18 protein-coding genes are annotated in these 19,380 nt (G+C 59.9%); 7 read left to right on the top strand and 11 right to left on the bottom strand.

Annotation, left to right across the window (positions count from 1 at the left end; all coding sequences use genetic code 11):
* Positions 1–177: 177 nt before the first annotated feature.
* The gene (locus VGY55_07350) at positions 178–1,239 is read right to left on the bottom strand and encodes a hypothetical protein (GenBank protein HEV2969789.1); all 1,062 of its coding nucleotides are present in this window, start codon (positions 1,237–1,239) and stop codon (positions 178–180) included.
* A 119-nt stretch (positions 1,240–1,358) separates the two neighbouring features.
* Here VGY55_07350 and VGY55_07345 point away from each other — a divergent pair, with 119 nt between their 5' ends.
* Together VGY55_07345 and VGY55_07340 are read left to right on the top strand one after the other, a co-directional pair.
* Positions 1,359–1,883 carry an NUDIX hydrolase gene (locus VGY55_07345; GenBank protein ID HEV2969788.1) on the top strand — a complete coding sequence of 175 codons (525 nt, stop codon included), beginning with the start codon at positions 1,359–1,361 and terminating at the stop codon, positions 1,881–1,883.
* 83 nt (positions 1,884–1,966) lie between these two features.
* Positions 1,967–2,506, top strand: a complete 540-nt coding sequence (locus VGY55_07340; protein ID HEV2969787.1) for a DUF488 domain-containing protein — start codon at positions 1,967–1,969, stop codon at positions 2,504–2,506.
* A gap of 22 nt (positions 2,507–2,528) precedes the next feature.
* On the opposite strand, the gene VGY55_07335 is transcribed toward VGY55_07340, so the two are convergent.
* From VGY55_07335 to VGY55_07320, 4 genes are all read right to left on the bottom strand, one after another.
* The gene (locus VGY55_07335) at positions 2,529–4,877 is read right to left on the bottom strand and encodes a protein kinase (GenBank protein ID HEV2969786.1); all 2,349 of its coding nucleotides are present in this window, start codon (positions 4,875–4,877) and stop codon (positions 2,529–2,531) included.
* 162 nt (positions 4,878–5,039) lie between these two features.
* Positions 5,040–6,050, bottom strand: a complete 1,011-nt coding sequence (locus VGY55_07330; protein ID HEV2969785.1) for a sugar nucleotide-binding protein — start codon at positions 6,048–6,050, stop codon at positions 5,040–5,042.
* Between the two features lie 33 nt (positions 6,051–6,083).
* Positions 6,084–6,626, bottom strand: coding sequence for a hypothetical protein (locus tag VGY55_07325; GenBank protein HEV2969784.1), 543 nt, complete (start codon positions 6,624–6,626; stop codon positions 6,084–6,086).
* 353 nt (positions 6,627–6,979) lie between these two features.
* A complete protein-coding gene (locus VGY55_07320) occupies positions 6,980–8,002 on the bottom strand; it encodes an inverse autotransporter beta domain-containing protein (protein ID HEV2969783.1) in 1,023 nt (340 codons plus the stop codon).
* A 326-nt stretch (positions 8,003–8,328) separates the two neighbouring features.
* Between VGY55_07320 and rlmKL the strand changes: the two genes are divergently transcribed.
* A complete protein-coding gene (gene rlmKL, locus VGY55_07315) occupies positions 8,329–10,602 on the top strand; it encodes a bifunctional 23S rRNA (guanine(2069)-N(7))-methyltransferase RlmK/23S rRNA (guanine(2445)-N(2))-methyltransferase RlmL (protein ID HEV2969782.1) in 2,274 nt (757 codons plus the stop codon).
* A gap of 74 nt (positions 10,603–10,676) precedes the next feature.
* On the opposite strand, the gene VGY55_07310 is transcribed toward rlmKL, so the two are convergent.
* Positions 10,677–11,729, bottom strand: a complete 1,053-nt coding sequence (locus tag VGY55_07310; protein ID HEV2969781.1) for an SAM-dependent methyltransferase — start codon at positions 11,727–11,729, stop codon at positions 10,677–10,679.
* Positions 11,730–11,762: 33 nt separating this feature from the next.
* Positions 11,763–12,389 (bottom strand): RluA family pseudouridine synthase, encoded by a 627-nt coding sequence (locus tag VGY55_07305; GenBank protein HEV2969780.1) that lies wholly within the window; start codon positions 12,387–12,389, stop codon positions 11,763–11,765.
* Positions 12,390–12,456: 67 nt separating this feature from the next.
* Between VGY55_07305 and VGY55_07300 the strand changes: the two genes are divergently transcribed.
* Positions 12,457–12,699, top strand: coding sequence for a hypothetical protein (locus tag VGY55_07300; protein HEV2969779.1), 243 nt, complete (start codon positions 12,457–12,459; stop codon positions 12,697–12,699).
* Between the two features lie 31 nt (positions 12,700–12,730).
* Here VGY55_07300 and VGY55_07295 read toward each other — a convergent pair whose 3' ends face one another.
* The 3 genes from VGY55_07295 to VGY55_07285 all read right to left on the bottom strand — a co-directional run bounded on the left by VGY55_07295 (position 12,731) and on the right by VGY55_07285 (position 17,139).
* Positions 12,731–15,463, bottom strand: a complete 2,733-nt coding sequence (locus VGY55_07295; protein HEV2969778.1) for a DEAD/DEAH box helicase — start codon at positions 15,461–15,463, stop codon at positions 12,731–12,733.
* A gap of 101 nt (positions 15,464–15,564) precedes the next feature.
* Positions 15,565–16,695: a zinc-dependent alcohol dehydrogenase family protein gene (locus VGY55_07290; GenBank protein HEV2969777.1), complete on the bottom strand. Its 1,131-nt coding sequence runs from the start codon at positions 16,693–16,695 to the stop codon at positions 15,565–15,567.
* A gap of 6 nt (positions 16,696–16,701) precedes the next feature.
* On the bottom strand, positions 16,702–17,139 hold the full coding sequence (locus VGY55_07285; protein ID HEV2969776.1) for an aspartyl protease family protein: 438 nt from the start codon (positions 17,137–17,139) through the stop codon (positions 16,702–16,704).
* Positions 17,140–17,292: 153 nt separating this feature from the next.
* On the opposite strand from VGY55_07285, the gene VGY55_07280 reads away from it, so the two are divergent.
* The 3 genes from VGY55_07280 (at position 17,293) to VGY55_07270 (ending at position 18,130) form a co-directional block, all read left to right on the top strand.
* A complete protein-coding gene (locus tag VGY55_07280; protein HEV2969775.1) occupies positions 17,293–17,442 on the top strand; it encodes a hypothetical protein in 150 nt (49 codons plus the stop codon).
* Complete coding sequence (locus VGY55_07275; GenBank protein HEV2969774.1) at positions 17,439–17,804, top strand: hypothetical protein; 366 nt, start codon at positions 17,439–17,441, stop codon at positions 17,802–17,804. Before VGY55_07280 ends, VGY55_07275 begins: the two co-directional genes overlap by 4 nt.
* Positions 17,805–17,950: 146 nt before the next feature.
* Positions 17,951–18,130, top strand: a complete 180-nt coding sequence (locus tag VGY55_07270; protein ID HEV2969773.1) for a hypothetical protein — start codon at positions 17,951–17,953, stop codon at positions 18,128–18,130.
* A 78-nt stretch (positions 18,131–18,208) separates the two neighbouring features.
* On the opposite strand, the gene VGY55_07265 is transcribed toward VGY55_07270, so the two are convergent.
* Positions 18,209–19,380, bottom strand: a 1,172-nt coding sequence (locus VGY55_07265) for a PD-(D/E)XK nuclease family protein (GenBank protein HEV2969772.1), incomplete at its 5' end; no start/stop codon positions are given.

Below are 19,380 nucleotides of genomic sequence, written 5' to 3'. Positions count from 1 at the left end.
ATGCCGCGTGTTCGCAACTGGTTTCCAAATCCAAGTTTAGTTCAGATTCAGTTGCGAAAATCGAGAGAAGCGCCAAGTCCGCGGCGCATCCCATCGGTCGCCAGTCGACGCGAGGCATTCCGGAACCATGCTAAATGGTTACCCTGTGCGCCATCTTCAACAAATCCGGTACAGCCACTACGGATTCCCCTGTCGATTGCGATAGCGTTGGCTAACGCGATCTAGCAGCGCCCGCTCTTCTGGGGACACGCCGGCCATCCCCGCATCTTTGACACGGGCGAGGATTTCATCCACGCGGCGTTCTTCTTCTTCTTCAATCTCGCGAGCGCGCCGTCGTTTTTGCTCGCGCCGCCTTTCGAGCCAGCTCTGGATGAAATTCGGCCCGCGGCGCCGCGGGTTATCACCGCCCCGTTCGAGGCTCGTATAGCCTTGCGAAAAATCGTAGCCCAACAAATCGCCGTCTCGCTCATCGTCGTCCAATCGAGCCACTTCGTTCCTGGCGGTGAAAAACAGGTGCAGCATCAAGAGCGACAATGGCAACCATGCTGGCACCAACGGCGTTTCCGGACCTCCTTGCGCGAAAAACGACCATAGCATTAGCGCGATGACCGTCACGATCAGGCCACCGCGCGCCACCGCGTCGATCGCCACTCTGTCGCCAAGCGCCGGTCGTAAGCCGCAAAACAGCGCCCGTCCCGCGTCGAGCGGAAGAGCGGGAAGGATATTGACCAGAAACAACAGCCAGTTGCACCAGAATATCAGCTTCAGCGTCACGAGCCAAAAGCCTTCGCCATTCGGGCCACCAGCGACCAAATTGTGCGGGCCCAGCGGTGAAAGCACCAGCTCCATCACGTTTTCCTTGGCGACAATTAAGGCCGGTGTCACGATCACCAGAACCAACAACTGCGCTACGGGGCCGGCTAGCGCCACGGCAAGCTCGCGATGCGGTTCGTGGGGCACGGTCGCTGGGACCATGTCGCCCAATGGACCAATGACAATTCGGTCGACGTTAGCCCCGATTCGCCACGCCGCGACCAAGTGCCCAAATTGATGGATCAGGACGCTTCCGAACCAAACCAGCACGGCAAGAAAGCCGTAAAATGTATAATCGTGGTCGGTCGACGATCGCCCGGCGATGTAGATGGCAAACATCGCGCCAATAATGAACGACCCGTGCAGCCGAACAGGAACTCCGGCAAATCGTCCGAAATTCAGCGACCAGTTCGAGGTTTCCCGCATGGCGGACGAGCCTTAGGGCGGGCCGCAAGGGCCATCTTGGAGTTCCGTGAGACTCAAGTTATCTTATCAACTGACCGGACGCGAAGCAATTACGACACATTCGCCGTGGAGATGTCGGGGTGACGGAAGGCCACGAAATACTGCTGGACACTCAGCGATTTCGAGTCGTGCGACAGTCACGGTTGCTGCCGGACGGGACCACCCTCAGCCGCGAAACGGTCGTGCATCCGGGCGCCGCAGTCATATTGCCACTGGTGGATAAGGATCACGTCTGCCTGATCCGTAACTATCGCCTGGCGGTTGATGAAGAATTGATCGAGCTGCCGGCCGGCACAATCGATCCTCCCGAGATCCCGCTGAAAACGGCCGAGCGCGAATTGATCGAAGAAACCGGTTATCGGGCCCGCTCGTTCGAGAAGCTGCACGAGTTCTGGGTCTCACCGGGAATTCTCAACGAACGGATGCATTTTTTCGTCGCCCGGGACCTCGAGCCGGGTCCGGCGCGCCCCGAGCGCGGTGAGCAGATCAGGACGTTTGTCGTTCCCTGGCACGAAGCGCTCGGGATGATTGATTCCAAGCAAATCCGCGACGCAAAGACGATCGTGGGGCTGTTGCTCTACGATCGCTTGCGCAAGTCCAACTAGGTTTCAGCGCGATGCCATCGGCTTCGAATATCAAGACAGGGCAACTGCACGGCTAGTGAAGGTCGATCCGCATGAGCCCGTCCATGCCAGTTATTTATACCGTGGGGCATTCGACGCGGAGCTTCGATGAGCTGGTCGAGATCCTGCGGGCGCACGGCGTCAAGCGATTGGTCGACGTGCGAACGATTCCACGGTCCCGACACAATCCGCAGTTCAACCGCGAAACGCTCAGCAAGGCTCTGCATAGTCGGCATCTCTGCTACCGGCACATGAAAGCGTTGGGGGGCTTGCGCCATTCGCGCCCCGATTCGATCAATACCGGATGGCACAATGCGTCGTTTCGCGGATTTGCCGACTACATGCAAACGCCATCCTTTGCGGCGGCTCTGGAAAGTCTCCTTAGACTTGCTGAACAGAAGCCGACTGCCATCATGTGTGCCGAGGCGGTCCCCTGGCGTTGCCATCGCTCGTTAATTGCCGACGCGCTGACCGCGCGCGGCTATGAGATCCGAGACATCATGAGCGTCACGAGCGCCAAGCCGCACGTTCTCACACCAATGGCAAGAGTTCGTGGTCAGCGAATTACGTATCCGCCCGAAGGGGCGCGAGCCACCAAGCGTTGATTTGTCGTCGCGTCCAGAAACTTCATGGCATCCACGGCAGGTTTGGCAGCCCGTCGGGGATGCCGGGCGGTTCGGCCGATTGTATCGGGGCGAGCCAGCGCGTGACCCGCGAGGCCGACGAACCCGCGTCGGCCGGGCCGGCGAACTGGACCTGGCCGGAGACCAGGCCGTCGACGGATATCTCGACTTCCTCGGAACGCTGTCGGCCCACTTTCAGCCAATCGCCGACTCGCGAATCGGCCGCGAGAAGCGACCCTTGCCCGGACCATTGCAAGGCCCTGGAGAGTGTTGTCGGCCGAACGGGAGTGGCAAAAAGCACCACCGCGCCGCCGCGGCTTGGCGCAAGGACGCAGTCATTCGTCGTAATGCCGATCGTTCCCGGTTCTTCCGTCGGCAATCGATCAACGTGAATGCCGATGAGAGCCGCTGCGTCGCGAAGTGTTGAACCGCTTAGCGCGATTTCAATAGGCTCGTCGATCCGCGGGGTATGATCCAGACAAAGCAGCGGTCCGCCGCCGAGATCAAGCGTGTCGCTGATCTTGATTGCCATCGGCATTGCAGACTGGCAATCGATTCCGGCAGCCGTCCCGCTAAGGACGCAGCCGCTTATTTGAAGGCGGCCCGCTGGAGACAGCGCTTGAGAGCGGCGAGGACCACGCCAGGCAATCCCGATTGGCCGGCCGATCCGCTCATCCCCCGTGGCTCGAAACGTGCAGCCGCGAAACGAAGCCGAGGCCGCTCGCATATCTATGAGTGCGACGCGCTGTGGATCGATGGCCGCGTCCGGCGACGGTCGCCAAACGAAATCGACGTTTTCGAACCGCACATCCTCGACGGCGACGACAATTCCACCGGGCGGCACCGCTACAAGAGGCCGCTCGCCGGGCCGGCCGCGAACGGTTTGGCCCGCTCGCAGTGCTAACAACTGGGGATCCCAGCTCGTCTTTCCGCTGGACAGAACCATTGGTTGCGCGCGGCTAGCCAGCGCATCGCGATCGAGAAACTCGGCCCGCACGACCGCTTCATGTGGATTTGGGACATGGATCATTTCGGCGTGACTCGCTGCTGATTTCGCCCCGCCGCTCGCGGCAGACTCAATGCGCGAAATGCCCAATGCGACTTGCGGCTGGGCCCGCGTTCGCCATAGCGGCCACGAGACGAATGAAATGACGGCAACGCAGCCGACGACCGCAGCAATCCATGCGGGCGCTTCCTTCGATCGAATCGCCCGTCGGACGGTCTTCGCCACGCCGCGCCCATTGCATTGCCGACGGACCATTACTACTTCGGCGGCTCGCCGTCCGGCCGATGTAGATTGGCCAAGCGCTTGGGCCAGGGCTGCAAACGATTCGGGGCGCCGCAGAGGATCGCGTTGCGTGCAAGCGGCGATCGCCGCGACGAGCACGCCTGGAGCGGCGGGCGCGATCCGCCGCACATCAACGATCTTCGCCGCATGCGCCGCGCGCAACTTGCCCAAGCTGGTCCCGCCGCCCAGCGGCGGCCTTCCAGTGAGCAGGTTCCACCAAACGCAGCCGCATGCAAATAGATCGCTTCCAATGCTGGGGGGCGCCGCGTTCGCGACGCGTTCGGGAGCAAGGAAATCGTACGCGTCCGGCGATAAGTCCGCGCGCGAAAACCCTTCCTCGGGCCGCAAAATGTCGCGTACGCCACAATATCTCAACTGGATAGAGCCATTGATCGTGATCGCGACCGTAGTGGTCGAAACGTCGCCGTGCAGGATCCCGGAAGTCTTCAGAATCATTAGGGCGGCCGCCATTTGCCGTGCAATTTCCAGCACCATATCGCCCGGCAACCGCCCGGAGCGCAAAACCAGATCGCGCAATGGCGTCGCGTCACTCTCGGGATACTCAATCCAGAGCCGCTGGCCGTCGATCCCGCCGGCCGCGGGCCGATCGACGCTGCAATTCTCAACGTCGGCCATCCTCCTCACCAGCTCGGAGATTCGATCTGCTATTCTTTGATCCTCAGCTTGCACCCTTTCTCCCTCCCGGTCCGAATGAGTGCCAGGTCGAGAAGCTGTGCCAACGTTGGCCGTCAGCAATCGGATCTCCCGCCGCGATCCCGGCTCCCGGGCGCGAAAGCAAGCGGCATAACCGACTGATTCGATTAGCTCAATGAGCACAAACGGACCGACCGCAAGCTGGTCGCCGCGCCCGGCATTGATCTCAGCGGCTTGATAGTGCGTAATCGCACGGGCCTGGGCCAGCGCGTCGACCCAAATCGACGGAAACAAAGGAAGAACACCGGCCAGTTGCTTTGCTCGCTTAAAAACGCGGCGCATATCTGAAGCGGTTGCCAATTGCAATCGCGCGAGCAACTCGACGACTTCAGCAGGCGGATCCGCGCGCATGGCGAGCGTGGGTTGAACGAAGTGATGAGAATAGGTATTGGGAGGCGACGCTTAGCTAGCAGAATCGCCGCGGCCCGGCAAGATCATTGGACGGCGACGTCAGTTCGGCCGTACTGTCCCGATTCTGGACGCTGGCGGCGTTCGCAACCAACTCGCAAAATCTCAACTTCGTCGTGGGTTACGATATAACACTTGTGCCAGCAGGTCCGCGGAGCCGCGTTCGTCGGCAGGGCGCTCTCGGTGCCACATGGGACCTGTGGGCACCCAGCGTTCGTCGAGGGGCCAAGGGTCGAGCGGGTCGTAGCCCAATGCCGCGGCGAGCTTGCTCGAATCGAGCGAAACATTGCCGGCCCGCGGAGGGATGGGGCCGGCTTGGATCCGAGGACATCCGATCAGGAGATCGGGGTCGTAGCCGCCGACCCGATTGATGATCTGGGCGATTTGAAAGAGACTTAGCCGCCGAGGGCCGCCGGCGTGAAATAGGCCCGAGAGTTTGGCGGCCAAAACTACTTCGCACAGCTCATTGAGACAATCGGTATAGTGGGGTGTGCGAACTTCGTCGAAATAGAGAGTCGCGGGCTTCGACTTCTTGAAGCGCGATTGAATCCAGTCGATGGCCCCCGCATGCCCGTTGAAGCTGATGCCCATCGGAAGCGAGATTCGCAAAATGGCGGCCGACGGATCGGCGGCGAGAATCCGTTCTTCCGCGGCCACCATCGTCTTGCCATACACGGTGACCGGATCGGTCGGATCGACTTCGCGATGCCCACCGGATCCGCCGCCCGAAAACACCAGATCGATCGATAGATGAACCAGCCGCACATTTCGGCCGGCGATTACCCGCAGCAAATTTTCGACGCCGGAGACATTGATTCGCCACGCCATTTGCGGATCGAGTTCGCACGACCGCAGCGCGCAGTTCCCGGCGCAACCAAGAACGGCGGAAAACCGATGTGTGTCAAATAGCCGAGACAGGGTGTCGTAGTCCTCGGCATCGCACGCCACGATGCCGGGACCTCCAAGCCGCCAATTGTCGCGCTGGCGAATGCCCAGCACCTGGCCCGGATAGCGGGCCTGAAAATAGGGTCGAGCGTTGTACCCAGCAACACCGGAGATTCCCGTGATACACAGCGGCAACGACGGCTCGGCGGGTGGGTTATACGGGCACAGCATGGCCCTCTATTTACACCAACCGCCCGTTGGAAATCAACCGAAAATCCTGCGCCACCAACTTCGACGACGGCGAGAACGATTGCGAAGCTCGCGAATCTCGGTGACAAGATAGGGCGTGAAGAGCGAGCCGCACGCGGGATGTTCTGAAAGGGCCGCGGAATGCTGCGATCCCACCTGCACGGCTTCGGACAAATCCTCGCTCTGGGTCGCCTGCTCAACTGATGGCGCGGTCGGATGCGATAGTTCACCAACGTAGCTTCCAGCAGCGCCATTCAGTTCCGCGCCGACTTGGCCGTCGTGCGGCGACGGCTCAAACTCCACCTCGTGGGGACGCAAGTCGGAATCGAGCACGCCCGCTCCCAACATGAATTCGGAACCGTTTAACGTCGAGGGCGTTTGGTTGATCGCTGTTTCGAGCATGGAATGACCGGATTTGCCATTTTGGTGATGATGCAGTAGGGCGCTGGCTTCGCGGACGATGCGGTTTTCGATCGGCAATGCCGCGGAATGCCCGTTCCCATTAAAATGGCCATTGGCATCGACAAATCCCTGGTCGCCGTTTGGAATCATTCCCACTGGAGTTGGCTCGACGGTCGGAGCGGCAAATTGCGGCAGAAAAGATTCGAGAGAAGTTCGTCGTGTGCTAGGTTGCGGCATCAGCAGCACCCTCCCGTTGACACTGACACGGCTACGATTACGCCAGTTGCAGAACAAGATTACCCTAACCTCTAATTTAACTGGAAATCTTGACCATTGGCAACGATTTTCCGCCCTTTCGAGCCAAGAATTCGCAAAAATGCTGCCAGCTACATAGTTTGCGCTACGCCGTCACACTCTTGACCGGACGGCGTGCCGGGTTCTGCGGAACGCCACAGAGGGCGTTCCCTGCACGGCAGCGAGGGCTGGAATACGTCGATTTGTTAGGCCGATTATGGCTGTCTGCCAAAGACAATCGTACGGTTGCGCTCGACGGGCTGCACGAGTTCGTAGTATTCGGGCGACTCGGGTTGGCATTTCTTGCACTTTCCGGCCGCCGGAAGCATCCAGGTGACTCCAAAGGCGAGGTTTGTCCCGAAAAGTCTGTCGCTCGACACCTTGGCTTCGATCGTCAGATTATCGGAAAGAATGGCCTCTAACCGAAATGAGGCGCCGAAGGTGTTTAGGCTCCCATCGGCCCGGTAGTAATACGAACCGCCGTACGCTGAAACGCCGCCGGTTTCCCCGAGCCAGCCCGGCAGCCGGCGACCGCATTCCACGTCGAACCCGGTGAGGCTCGCCAATCGAGTGTTGAACTGGGGCCCCGCCGCGTTGAAGCTCAATGCCGCGCGGTTCGTCCCGATCGGAAAATACCCGTTGGTCCGCCAGTCCCAAGTTTCCCCCAACACCTCGGCCCCGACCGATACCTGATGCACAAACTCGGGATGGCTGCGATCGGTGTCGTACCAAGCGCTCAGCCCATAGACCTGTCCATCGCTTGGATCGAGCCAGCGCCAGCCGAGCCCGAGATTGGCGGCGAAATTCAGCGTCTGTTGGCCCGGATTGTGAGCGTCTTCGAGGATGTCGAACTGGCCGTCGAAGAACCACAGACCAAAATCCGACGGGTGCGGAAAGAAACCGCCAAGCGTCGTTAATTCACCGTTGTCTCCCACAACGTCCGCGATCGTTTGATGCAAACGAAACAGCGGATGAAATGAATCCGGAGAGACGATCCGCGGCCCAACAGGAGGTCCGAATACGACCCCTGGCTCGGCGATGATCGGGTCGACCGGTTGGGTAGTCAAGGGCTGAACCGGCGGTGGCACGACCGGCTGCGGCTGACCGGGCAAGACCGGTTGTGGTCCCGACGGACTTTGTTGGAGTGTTACGGCGGCGAGCTGCACATCCGGGTACCCGTTTGGAACCTGCCCAGATGCCGTTCGCCAGCAGGCCAGCGCGATCAAGCAACCAACCATTGCAATTGGGACAATAGAACGTCCATAAGGCGACATTTCGGGAGCAAATCGCTGTGCGGGGTGATCGGACATGAGCTTGCAGCGGGAGTGCCCGGGGAAATCGTGACGGCGCTAGTTGTGACGATGGTACGGCTTATAACGAAAATTCGGGCAGTAAGTTTGCACTCTTTAGTCAATCATCGCCATGTGCGAAAATGGATGCCACTTGCTAAGCTGCGCAAAACTGAACCGGGCGCTGCGGTGACCATTCGACTTGCGGCAATGCCGGCGTTGATGCTAGCACAGCGAAGCCCAACGTTGCGCCGCACGGGTTTCTCTTCAACAGCATGGTTGAGTTAAGGGGCAAATCGCAGCACATGCCTGGTGTCGTCGCCGAAAAATCTCCACTGACCGCCAAAACGGTCTTTGGTTTGGAGGATGTGCTCGCCAACGAACTGGCCGCGCTGGGGGCCGAGCAAATCGCGCCCGGCCGTAGGCTCGTGAACTTCTCGGGCGACAAGCGGCTGCTCTATCGCTCAAACATTTGGCTCCGAACCGCGATTCGAATCCTGAAACCTATCCACACATTTCACGCGTCCGATGAAAAGGCTCTTTATCGCGGCATTCGGGACGTCGACTGGTCGGCATACCTGGATTCCAGCAGGTCGCTGGCGATCGATCCGGTCGTGCATAATTCTTTTTGCACGCATTCGCTCTACGCGGCCCAATTGGCGAAGGATGCGATCGTCGATCAGTTCCGCGATCGCTGCGGCTCGCGGCCCTCGGTCGATCTCAAAGATCCCGACCTGCGCATCAATCTGCACATCAACGAGAATCAAGTGACCGTCTACCTTGATTGTTCCGGCGAATCGCTCCACAAGCGCGGCTATCGGGCGACGGCCGGCGAGGCGCCGCTCAACGAAGTCTTGGCCGCCGGCATTCTGCGATTGACCGGCTGGGACCGCAGCACACCGCTGGTCGATTTCATGTGCGGCTCGGGCACGCTCGCGATCGAGGCCGCGCTTTGGGCACGAAACATCGCACCTGGGCTGATCCGCGCAAACCTCGGTTACATGCGATGGAAGGATTTTGATGCCGCGCTGCACGACGACCTGCTCGCGGAAGCCCGGGCGGCGCGGCTCGCCGCGCTGCCGATAGCGATTGCCGGCAGCGATCTCGACCCGCAGGCAATCGAGTCGGCGAAGGTGAATTCTCGATTGGCCGGCGTCGAAGCGGATGTCCGATTTGACATCGCCCATTTCGAGGCCGCCAAACCGCCGGCGGAAACCGGCGTGCTGGTTTTCAATCCGCCGTACGACGAGCGAGTGAAAGTTTCCATGATTGCCGCCACGTATCGCCGGATCGGCGATGCACTCAAGCAGAACTGGAGCGGCTGGACGGCATTCATGTTCACGGGCAATCTCGACGCCGCCGCCCAAGTCGGTCTGCGTCCTTCGCGCAAGATTCGGCTTTTTAACGGCTCGATCGAATGTCGCCTGCTACGTTACGAACTCTTCGAATGTGCGACGAGTCATATCGCTTCACGCGGCGCTGGAAGCGTTGCCCGCGTGGCCGACGCTGCTAGCGTCGGCATCGATGAAACGGTCGCCGACGATTCATTCGACGACGATCCTTCTCCGCGGACGCCCATAGGCACGACCCGTCGCACTTGGCAAGAGCAGGCCTTCGATTTTCGCAATCGCTTGGTCCGCATGGCTCGCCACTGGAAAAAGTGGGCGCGACGGCAAGGGATCACCTGCTTTCGCCTCTACGACCGCGACTTGCCCGAGGTGCCGTTGGCGATCGACTGGTACGAAGGCCATCTGCAGATTGCCGAGTACGTCCGGCCGCACGACAGGACGGAAATCGAGCACCAGGTCTGGCTGCAACGGATGATCGAGACTGCCTCCGAATCGCTCGAGGTCGAACCGAAACAGATTGCGGTCAAGCATCGGCAGCGGCAATCCGGCCCAGCCCAATACGAGCGCGAGGCCGAGGAGGGCCGGCACATCATTGTCAATGAAGGAGGGCACCGTTTTCAAATCAATCTGTCCGACTATCTCGACACAGGCTTGTTCCTCGATCACCGGATCACCCGCTCGATGGTCAAGCGCGAGGCGCAAGGCAAGCGGTTTCTGAATCTGTTCGGCTACACCGGAGCGTTTACCGTCTACGCCGCGGCAGGCGGAGCGACCGCGACAACGACCGTCGATCTATCGAATACCTATCTCGAACAAGCTCGCCGTAACATGCAGCTCAACGGGTTCACGCAGGTTTGGCACCAATTCATTCGCGACGATGCAATTAGCTTTCTTCGCAATTTGCCGAAAGTGCGAGGCGGGATGTTCGATCTGGCGGTCGTTGATCCGCCGACGTTTTCAAACAGCAAGACGACGGCCGTCGATTGGGACGTCCAGCGTGACCACGTCGAACTGTTGAGCCTTGTGCTCGAACGGATGACTGCCGGCGGCAAGGTTTATTTCTCGACCAATTTCCGCCGCTTCAAGTTTCACGAGGAAGAGATTCCCGCCGCGACGATCCGCGAAATCAGCCGACAGACCGTGCCTCCCGATTTTCGCAACAAGCGCATTCACAGGTGTTGGACGTTGGTGAAGATTTGAAAGAGGATTACAAGGAGGAATAGGAGCAAGAGTAGGATTTCGGTTCGCCGAGCCGCAACCGTGGGAATCGGCCGCTACGCGCAAGCCCCCATGACCGTCACTTCGTTCTTATTGTTTGTCAAACGGCGGAGTTGGAATTCCGCGCCGCTGGATGCTAGCCATGTCTTGATCGGCTCAAGCTTCGGGTAGTCGTCGCTTCCGCGGAATTTGATCGTCACGCAGAACCAGCGGCACCAGCAGTTTGTCAGCCACCGTTGTAGTAGTTCGAGAAGTCGATCGGGAAAGGCGATCACGTCGCAGAGCAGCCAATCGACTGTTTCGGCCGGCTCGAAGCGGAATGCGTCCCCGCGGACGAAAGTCAGCTCGGGATGTTCCATCAGATCAGCCCGCAGCGGACTGCGATCGACGGCCGTGACGTGCGCCCCGCGCTGGAGTGCCACATAGGCCCAGCTTCCCGGACTGCTTCCTAAATCGACGCAGGTCTCTCCCGCGGCGATCTGTCGCCCGAGGCGAATTTCGGCTTCGAGCAATTTGGCGAACGCCCGCGACGGCGCTCGGCGATCGAGCGGCACCCCGACGATCCCGCCCGGAAATGGCGACGTGCACCGCCGCAGCGCGTGCAGCGTCTCCGGCGAGCAAACGGAAACGTAGCCGGTTGAGGGGGTGACAAGCCCGATTTGCGCAAGCGATCCCCCGGTGACATTTGGTCCCGCCGAGGGCGACATTGTGCGCACCAGTCGCCGCTGCTTCTTGCGCAACAAATCGACGATTCCATTTTCGATCAGTTTCGCGCGCCCAGGGCGAACCGATCCGCCGGGTCGATAAACGCCGAACACGTGCAAACGCCACGGGCCCGAGTGATCGGCTAGCGATTGGATCAATATCGGTCCGGCCGCCAGGACCCATTGTGCAATCGAGTCCGCCGCGATTGCCGTGACGCAAGGCAAGCATTGAGATGCAAATGCAACGACGGGCGCCGGAGCCGCCGTGGCGTCATCCGGTTCGATTGTCACCCATCCGTTGTCGATTCGTTTAGCGAGCGAGTGCGGAAAAACCCGCTCCAATTCGCCGGCCAAAATGCCCTCCCACTCTGGCTCGCACGAAAACACGTATGCGGATTCGGTCACAGATAGCCACCTATCGTCCGCAGCGCCCAAAAATCAAAACGGGCAAGCGGATCTGAACGTGACCACACCTCCCGAGGCCGGATGCGCCAGCGAAATGTGGGTGGAATGTAAAAGCAGCCGGCTCGCCATTGCCAGCGCCGCTGCGTGAGCATAGAGTTTGTCGCCTAGAATCGGATGCTCGATTTGTTCGAGGTGCAGCCGTAGTTGGTGCGAACGACCAGTCAGTGGAGCGAGTTCCAGTCGCGCGCGATCCGCGTGGCGCTCGACGACGCGCCACTCCGTTATCGCTGGCCGCCCTTGTGCAAAATCGACGCATTGCCGCGGCGGCCGATCGAAATCCTTGCGGATCGGAAGTTCAATCGTCCCGCCGCCACGATCCGGGCTGCCAAAAACTATTGCTGTGTAACGTTTTTCGATTTTGCGATCCTCAAATTGCTGCGACAGTTTTCGCTGAGCCTCGAGCCCACGAGCCATGACCATCAGCCCCGACGTGTCGCGATCCAGCCGATGCACGACGAATGCCTCGGGATCAATCTGCTGCTGCACCTGGGTCGCAAGACTGACTTGATTCTCGGCTCCGCGTCCCGGCACGGCCGGCAATCCCGCCGGCTTTTCGAGCACGATTAGCGATTCATCGATGTGAACAACCTGAAGGCCCATAGTCGCTGTTACGATTTCCGTTCATCGCCTCGTTGGCGGGGCTCTCTTGGCTCGCTATAATTATCGCATGACGATCGAACAATTGCGGCATATCCACTCGCGACGACCCTTTCAGCCGTTCGATATTTACTTAGCGGACGGCAGGTCGTTGCCCGTCGAACATCCCGAGTTTTTGTCGCAGTCTCCCACAGGCCGGACGGTTGCGGTGGGGCTGGAGGATGGCACGCACGAAATCGTCGATCTCTTACTCGTGACGAGCCTTAAGATGCGTGCCAATGGCGCGGCGCGGCGCGGCCGGCCGCGCCGATGATCTTGCGCGAGTCGACCGTGAGCGAATTCCGCTATTGATTTTGCGATGCCGCGCTCCCGAGCGCCAACAGTTTTGCCAACGTAGCGGCCAGGTTGTCGAGCGCCGCTTTATCCGGGAGCGTGATGGTCAGCCGTGGCTTGCCGGCGCCGTCTTCATCGACGCACGCCCCCAGGCCGGCGCGGACGTCGTCCACGAGCGGTTGCGGCGGCGGGGCGGAGTCGGCGGGCGAAATCAATTCTCCGAGCAACTTGAACGCGGCCCCGAGCAATTCGCCGCCAGCAGCCGCGACCCGTTCGCGCCGAGCCTCGGCAAATCTGTCGGCCGTCTCGGCCCTTTCATGTCGCAGCGTCTCGTCCACTGGCGCATGGGCCGGCGCCCCCAGGAGCACTTCCAATCGGCTCTTCAGTTCCTGCATCCCGCTGGCCATATCGACTCGATCGACGGTCGATTCGGAGTCGAGAGCCGCCAATGCCAGGTCCTTCTTGGCCGCGATCGTCGCAAGCAAGTTCTCTTCGATGGTCTCCTCCGTAACCAGCACGAACACCTGCACTGGCTGTTTTTGACCCATGCGATGCGCCCGAGCGATCCGCTGCTCGAGGACGGCCGGGTTCCAGGGGAGATCGACGTTGATCACCGTGTTGGCGGCCTGCAAGTTCAACCCCGTCGAGCCGGCATTCGTCGTGAGGAACAGCCGGCAATCGGCCGCTGTTTGGAACCGATGGACCAATTCGGCCCGCTGCTTCTGCGGCACGCTGCCATCGAGCCGCACGAAGCCGAGACCGCGCCTCTTAAGCATTGGCTCGATCAGATTGAGCATCGTCGTCCATTCGGAAAAGACGATCACCTTGCGATGCTGCTCCTCGAACAGCCGGCCAAGCAAATCGTCGAGATACTCGAGCTTGGTCGAAAAGCCAGGAGGATCCTTTGTCACCAGGAACGTGCTGTCGGCGGCCATCCTGCACATCAACAGCGCGCATTGGAGCCGCAGCAGGTCCATCTCCGTAATGAACTTTTTGCTCGTAATCGAGGCCACGATCTGCATGTGAGTTCGGTGAATCGCGCGCTGCTCGTCGGTCGGCGTGATCCGCAGGATTTCCATCGTCCGCGGGGGCAATTCCAGGGCCACGCTTTCGCGGGTCCGCCGCAACAAGATGGGCCTGAGCGTCTCGCGAAGCTGGCTCAGGTTCTTGTAGCCCAGGACCTTCCCCTTCTCGTCCACCACGCGGTGCTGATTGAAGAATCGAAAGCCCGGCCCGAGCCGGCGGTTGTCGATGAACTGCACGACGCTGTACAACTCGTCGAGCCGGTTTTCCAGCGGCGTGCCGGAAAGCACTAGCGCGAATCGCGACCGCAAGCCCTTGATCGTGTTGCTGGTCTTCGATTCCCAATTCTTGATCCGCTGACCTTCATCGAGAATGATGAGGTCCCATTTGACCCGCTCGATCGCCATAAGGTCGCGGAGCACCTGCTCGTAGTTGCAAATCGTGAAAAAGCAAGAGTTATCGTATTGGGCCGAGCGCTCGGCGGTCCGGCCGCCGATGAGCTGCACGTCGCGATCGCAAAATCGGTGGATTTCGCTTCGCCATTGCGATTTGAGCGAGGCCGGGCAGACGACCAACACCTTGCGGACCTCGGCCTCGCGGGCCAGGAACTCTGCCGCGCCGACACCCTGGATTGTTTTTCCGAGGCCCATATCGTCGGCGAGGACGGCTCGACCCGCACCGGCGGCGAACGCGACCCCGTCGAGCTGATAGGGCAGGAGCGGCACTTTCAAGAGCGTTTTTCGCAGCGGATGGTTGTACGGATCCCGACGGATGGCGGCCGATATGTCGCGCATGTGGTCTTGGTAGAGCCGCTGCTGGATGTAGTCCTCCGCATCGGGAAACACCGCGACTTCGTGCCCAAGCTGCTGCAACTTGCTCAGGCATTTCAAAAGCGCATGCACGTTGTCGATCGCCCGACCTGCGAGCGGCGCGACGATTTTCGCCGCGGCTTCGTCCAACTTGCGCGGCACTTGCAGCCAGAGCGACAGCTCGCCGCGATAACGCAAATGCACGGCCAACCGCATCGGCAGATAGGCCTTCTTGAGTTCGGCTGGCTTGAACCGGCGGCGGGCTTTGCCAAGCACTTTGAGCACGTGCTTGCAGGTTCCCAGCGTGTTCGTGCGAAAATCGGGGCAAGAACAATACGATTGCCCCAGTTCGGTTCCACGCAGCGCGACGCGATAGGTTTTGCCGCTCAGTCGGCTGGTGACGGTATAGTCGGTCCACGGTCGCGATGCGTCGAGCGGATCGATCTTCATCGGCTCCGATTTCGCGCGCTCCGCTCGATCGGCAAGCGCCTGCGCGATCAACTCCCGCTCACCGAGGCTTTCGACCGCCACTCGCGGCTTCGGCGGCGCGGCGAGCCCCAGCCGCAACTTCTCCTCGAGGATCAGCGAAAATGCCGCTCCGACATGCTCGCAAACCCCTTCGCAACGCGCGCAGTTCCAATGCAATCGCTGCCGGGCTTCGGCCATCAGCGTGATTGTCACGGTCAACGGTTGGCCATCGACAAACTCGTTGGGAAATCGCAGGCGAAACAGGTCGTCGCCAAGGTGGACATCCTCTTCGAACTTGAACTCCCAGGCATTGGCGTTGCGCTGGATGAGATTCTTCCCCTCGGGGCCGAGCAGCTTGCAGGCCTCCAAGAACGTCAGCCGCGACAACCGGTCCTTAAGCGTAAGCAACGCGCTCGGCCGAGCCCTCCTGACTTTCGCTTCCATGACGCCGCGCTCCTGCGAAGACAATGTTGTAAGAGAGAATTCCTTTCGAGCCGCCGGTCAAACTACTACAATTCGGCCGAATTGCCAATCCGAGCGACCCCTCAGCGGAAACAAATCATCTGCCGCACGGTTTGGCCGGCGGCCAGCACATCCATGCCGGCGTTGATTTCCTCCAACGAGATAGAATGAGTGTGGAGTTGTTCGATGGGCAACAAGCCGGCCTGGTACATCGCGATGAATCTCGGGATGTCGCGCTGCGGCACGCACGAGCCCATGAATGAGCCTTTGATCGTTCGCTCTTCGGCCACCAGCGAAAGGGGCGCGAAAGGGAAGGTTAGAGTGGGACCCGGCAGACCGACCGAGATCGTCGTGCCCCCGCGGCGCGTCGCGGCATAGGCTTGCGCCATTGCGGCGGGGTTGCCGACGCATTCGATTGCATAGTGCGCGCCGCCGTTCGTCGCAGCGCGAATCTGATCGAGCGCATCGGCATCCGCGGAATTGACGACTTGCGTGGCGCCGAGCTGTCGGGCCAATTCGAGCTTGGGCTCAAGCAGATCGATCGCAACGATTGGATTGGCGCCGATCGCCCGTGCCCCGAGAACGGCACTGAGCCCGACCCCGCCTAGCCCGAAAATGGCGACTGCCGCGCCGGTTTCCACTTTGGCCGTGTTCACGACGGCGCCGACGCCCGTCATCACGGCGCATCCGACCAAAGCAGCCTTGTCCAGGGGAATCGCAGGGTCGATCCGCACCAACGATTCGGCGGCGACCACTGTGAACTGCGAAAATGCGGAAACGCCCAAGTGATGGTTCAACTCATTGCCTGCGGCGTCCTTGAATCGCCGAGCGCCGCTGAGCAACGTGCCGGCAAGATTGGCCTTCGCGCCATTCTCGCAAAGCGCTGCCCGGCCGCAAATACACATCTGGCAGCGCCCACAAACCGGGACGAAGGAGAACACCACATGATCTCCCTCTGCGAGCGAGCGCACGCCCGACCCGACTTCGCGAACGATGCCCGCGGCTTCATGCCCCAAGACCATCGGCATGACGCGCGGCCGCGAACCGTCAATCACCGACAGATCGGAATGACATAGACCGGCAGCCGTAACCTCGACCAAGACCTCCCCCTCATGCGGCCCGCTGACCTCAATTTCCTCGATCACGAGCGGCTTGGAATGCGCAAACGGCGCCAGTTCCCCCATTCGATACAGGACTGCCGCCTTGGTCTTCATGCTCGATCATTCCGCCTCGGAAATGATCTGTTTCGGATCGCGGGGAACAAGGCGCTGGCCGGTGCAATCGACCAGAAAGTCAAGGTCTTCAAGGACGATAGCGCCGATCAATACCGATTTCCGGTCCGGCTCTACGATGGCGTTGAAGACGCTATCCCGGCCGCCGTAGGTCAGGTGAATGCGACTGGCAATCGAGCGCTCGGCCATCCGGCCATCGGCATACCGAACCTGGGTAATGCCCGAAATCTCCAAGCCAAGCTGGTCCGCCACGGACTCGGGGATAACGAGCCTCGTCGCGCCGCTATCCACGACGCCGCGCACCGTCGCACGGCGTACTTGCTCAAACGAGATCAATCCCACTTTGGCACGAATGAGATCTTCGTCATTGGCAAGTTCAATATCAACCGAAAAGCGGCCCACAATTGACTCCGTCGCGGCTGTCATGGGAGCACCTCGTCGAAACGACCAAAATCGTATTATAATGCGGGCAAAGACGATATCGCCATCCAATCCGTTGGAATCCGCGGCAATCGCAGTGATGGACGCAAGTTTTGGGATGAAATCGAACGCTCGCGCCGATTCACAGGCGCCCAGCGAATGAGTGAAAGCCTGCGGCTATTCGACGAAGCAGCACGCCGCATGTTGGCGGGGATCAAGAGCCAATTCCCCGGCATAAGCGATGAGGAAGCCCGCCGCATCCGCCGCGAGCGGCTGGACATCATTCGCCGCATCGAGGCGCTCCCATGAGTTCGGAAGGAATCTCGCTGAGGGTCGTCGAGATTCTCAACGAACACCGCGTGCCCTACATGGTCGTTGGCTTGCTATCGACCAATTTCCATTCGATTATCCGCTCGACGAAAGATGCCGACATCGTCGTTCAGTCAGATCTGGCGCACACTGCTCGGCTCATTGCGCGCGAATTCAGCGATCTTCGGCTCGATCCGCAACTCGGTTTTGAGAGCGTTACGGCCACGAGCAAAATCATGTTGCGTGCGGATACCGAGGATTTCGTTGTCGAACTGTTCGGCCTGAGCAACGACCCGCGCGATCAAGAACGATTTACTAGTGCTTTGTCACAGCTTGATTTTAGGGTTGGGCGTTTTTCGTAGCGGCGGCTTCCAGCCGCCGTTCGCGGGAGCAGGATGCTCCTGCTACGACTGGAGCCAACCCCAATTCCTTGGCGTGACAAAGCACTAGGAGGAGATGCGTCGATTGGTTGGGCCGACCGACCTGGATTGCCTCCGCCGAAGATGCAGTGATCACCAAACTTCGATGGGCTCAAACCGCCGGACGTGAAAAAGACTTTGTCGATGCCCGCAACATCGTCGCCACTATGAGCAATCTCATCGACTGGCCGTATGTGGAAAGCTGGTGTGACCGGCACGGCTCGCGTCCACTGGCGGAGAAAATTCGCGCCGAATTGCGGCAACGGTAGTGGCGATCCATTGGCATAAATCGCAGTAGCGTTGGCGGTTCAACGCTCGCCCAAACCAGCCGCTGATGGAATGTTCCCTCACGCCCCGAATAGTGGCCTCAGCAGTGCGGGTATACCGTTGAGTTTGGGATATGCGCCGTCCAACGTATTCTTCACGCCCGCGCGAATCGCGTCCGATGCCGGCTCGCAGCCCTCATTCCACCTTAAGATTCGCTCGCGACCCGAGACTCGCGTGTAGTTATTCTTGACTTTTTGGCCGCTATGTTTGAACCCAAACTTCGAGCCTTCCGCGATCAGTAGCTCGACGACTTCTTTCCGCTTGGCCGTATCGCTCATCCGGCCCACGAGCACGTAGTAGTCGAGCTTTCCCTCATACAACTCAATTCGAAAAACGAACCACGATCGCGGGTCGCTCTTGAAATCGAGGCCGAGTGGCGGGAGCCATTCGAGCCATGTTGTCGGCACGAAGTCGATCAGGTTGCTTTGACGGTAAAACACAGTCCACCGCCCGTCTTCTCGCAACACGGTCTCTGCTTCGGCAATCACTGCCGACGCCGGACTGCCGACCCGTTCAAAGATCAGCTTCAGCGCTTGGCGGTGATTCTTATAGATTTTTCGACAAAGACTATCGATTTCCACATTGTCCATAAAGCGATTCCCAATCAGGCCCAGATAGTGGTCGAGAAAAACACGTACGTCGTCGCCAATTGCGTTTTTGTACGTCGCTCGCACTCGCTCAAAAACCCGGTGGATGTCCGCGTAACTATAGGGCACCCAGTCTTCTTCGGAAGGCGAATCGGCGGTTGCGGTCAAATAGACGTAGAGGCTTTTAACACCGACGAAGTGCTCGCTCATCGTGGCATGATAGCGGCTCAATTGATTCGAATGTTCATGTGATTCAACTTTGTTCTCGACTACGACGGCGAACAACGGATCTTCGCAGGTAATGAGCAGGTCAATGTGTTCCCATTCCCGTCGCACCTCAACGCCGCGCAGTTCGGTTCCATCTAACTCGATCGGCGACAATGGACGCAACTCGGACGGGGCCGCCTTGAGGAGATCCATGAGGAGCGCATTCAAGAATAGCTGCCCCTGTCCGTGTGACTCGGCTGGATCGAGGATAAAGGCGAGAAAGTTGGAGTGACGAATCTCGGCGTCCTTGATGCCGAGAGCGTCGAAGATGTTGAATCTGCCGATTCGCGCTTCGAGCGCGAGCAGATCGTCGTTTTCGACGACGAAGCGTTCCAGAG

The sequence above is a fragment of the Pirellulales bacterium genome (assembly GCA_035939775.1).
In the GTDB taxonomy this organism is placed as follows: Bacteria; Planctomycetota; Planctomycetia; order Pirellulales; family DATAWG01; genus DASZFO01.
The sequence above is the reverse complement of the archived record's forward strand: the minus strand, read 5'-3'. Positions and strand labels throughout refer to the sequence as shown.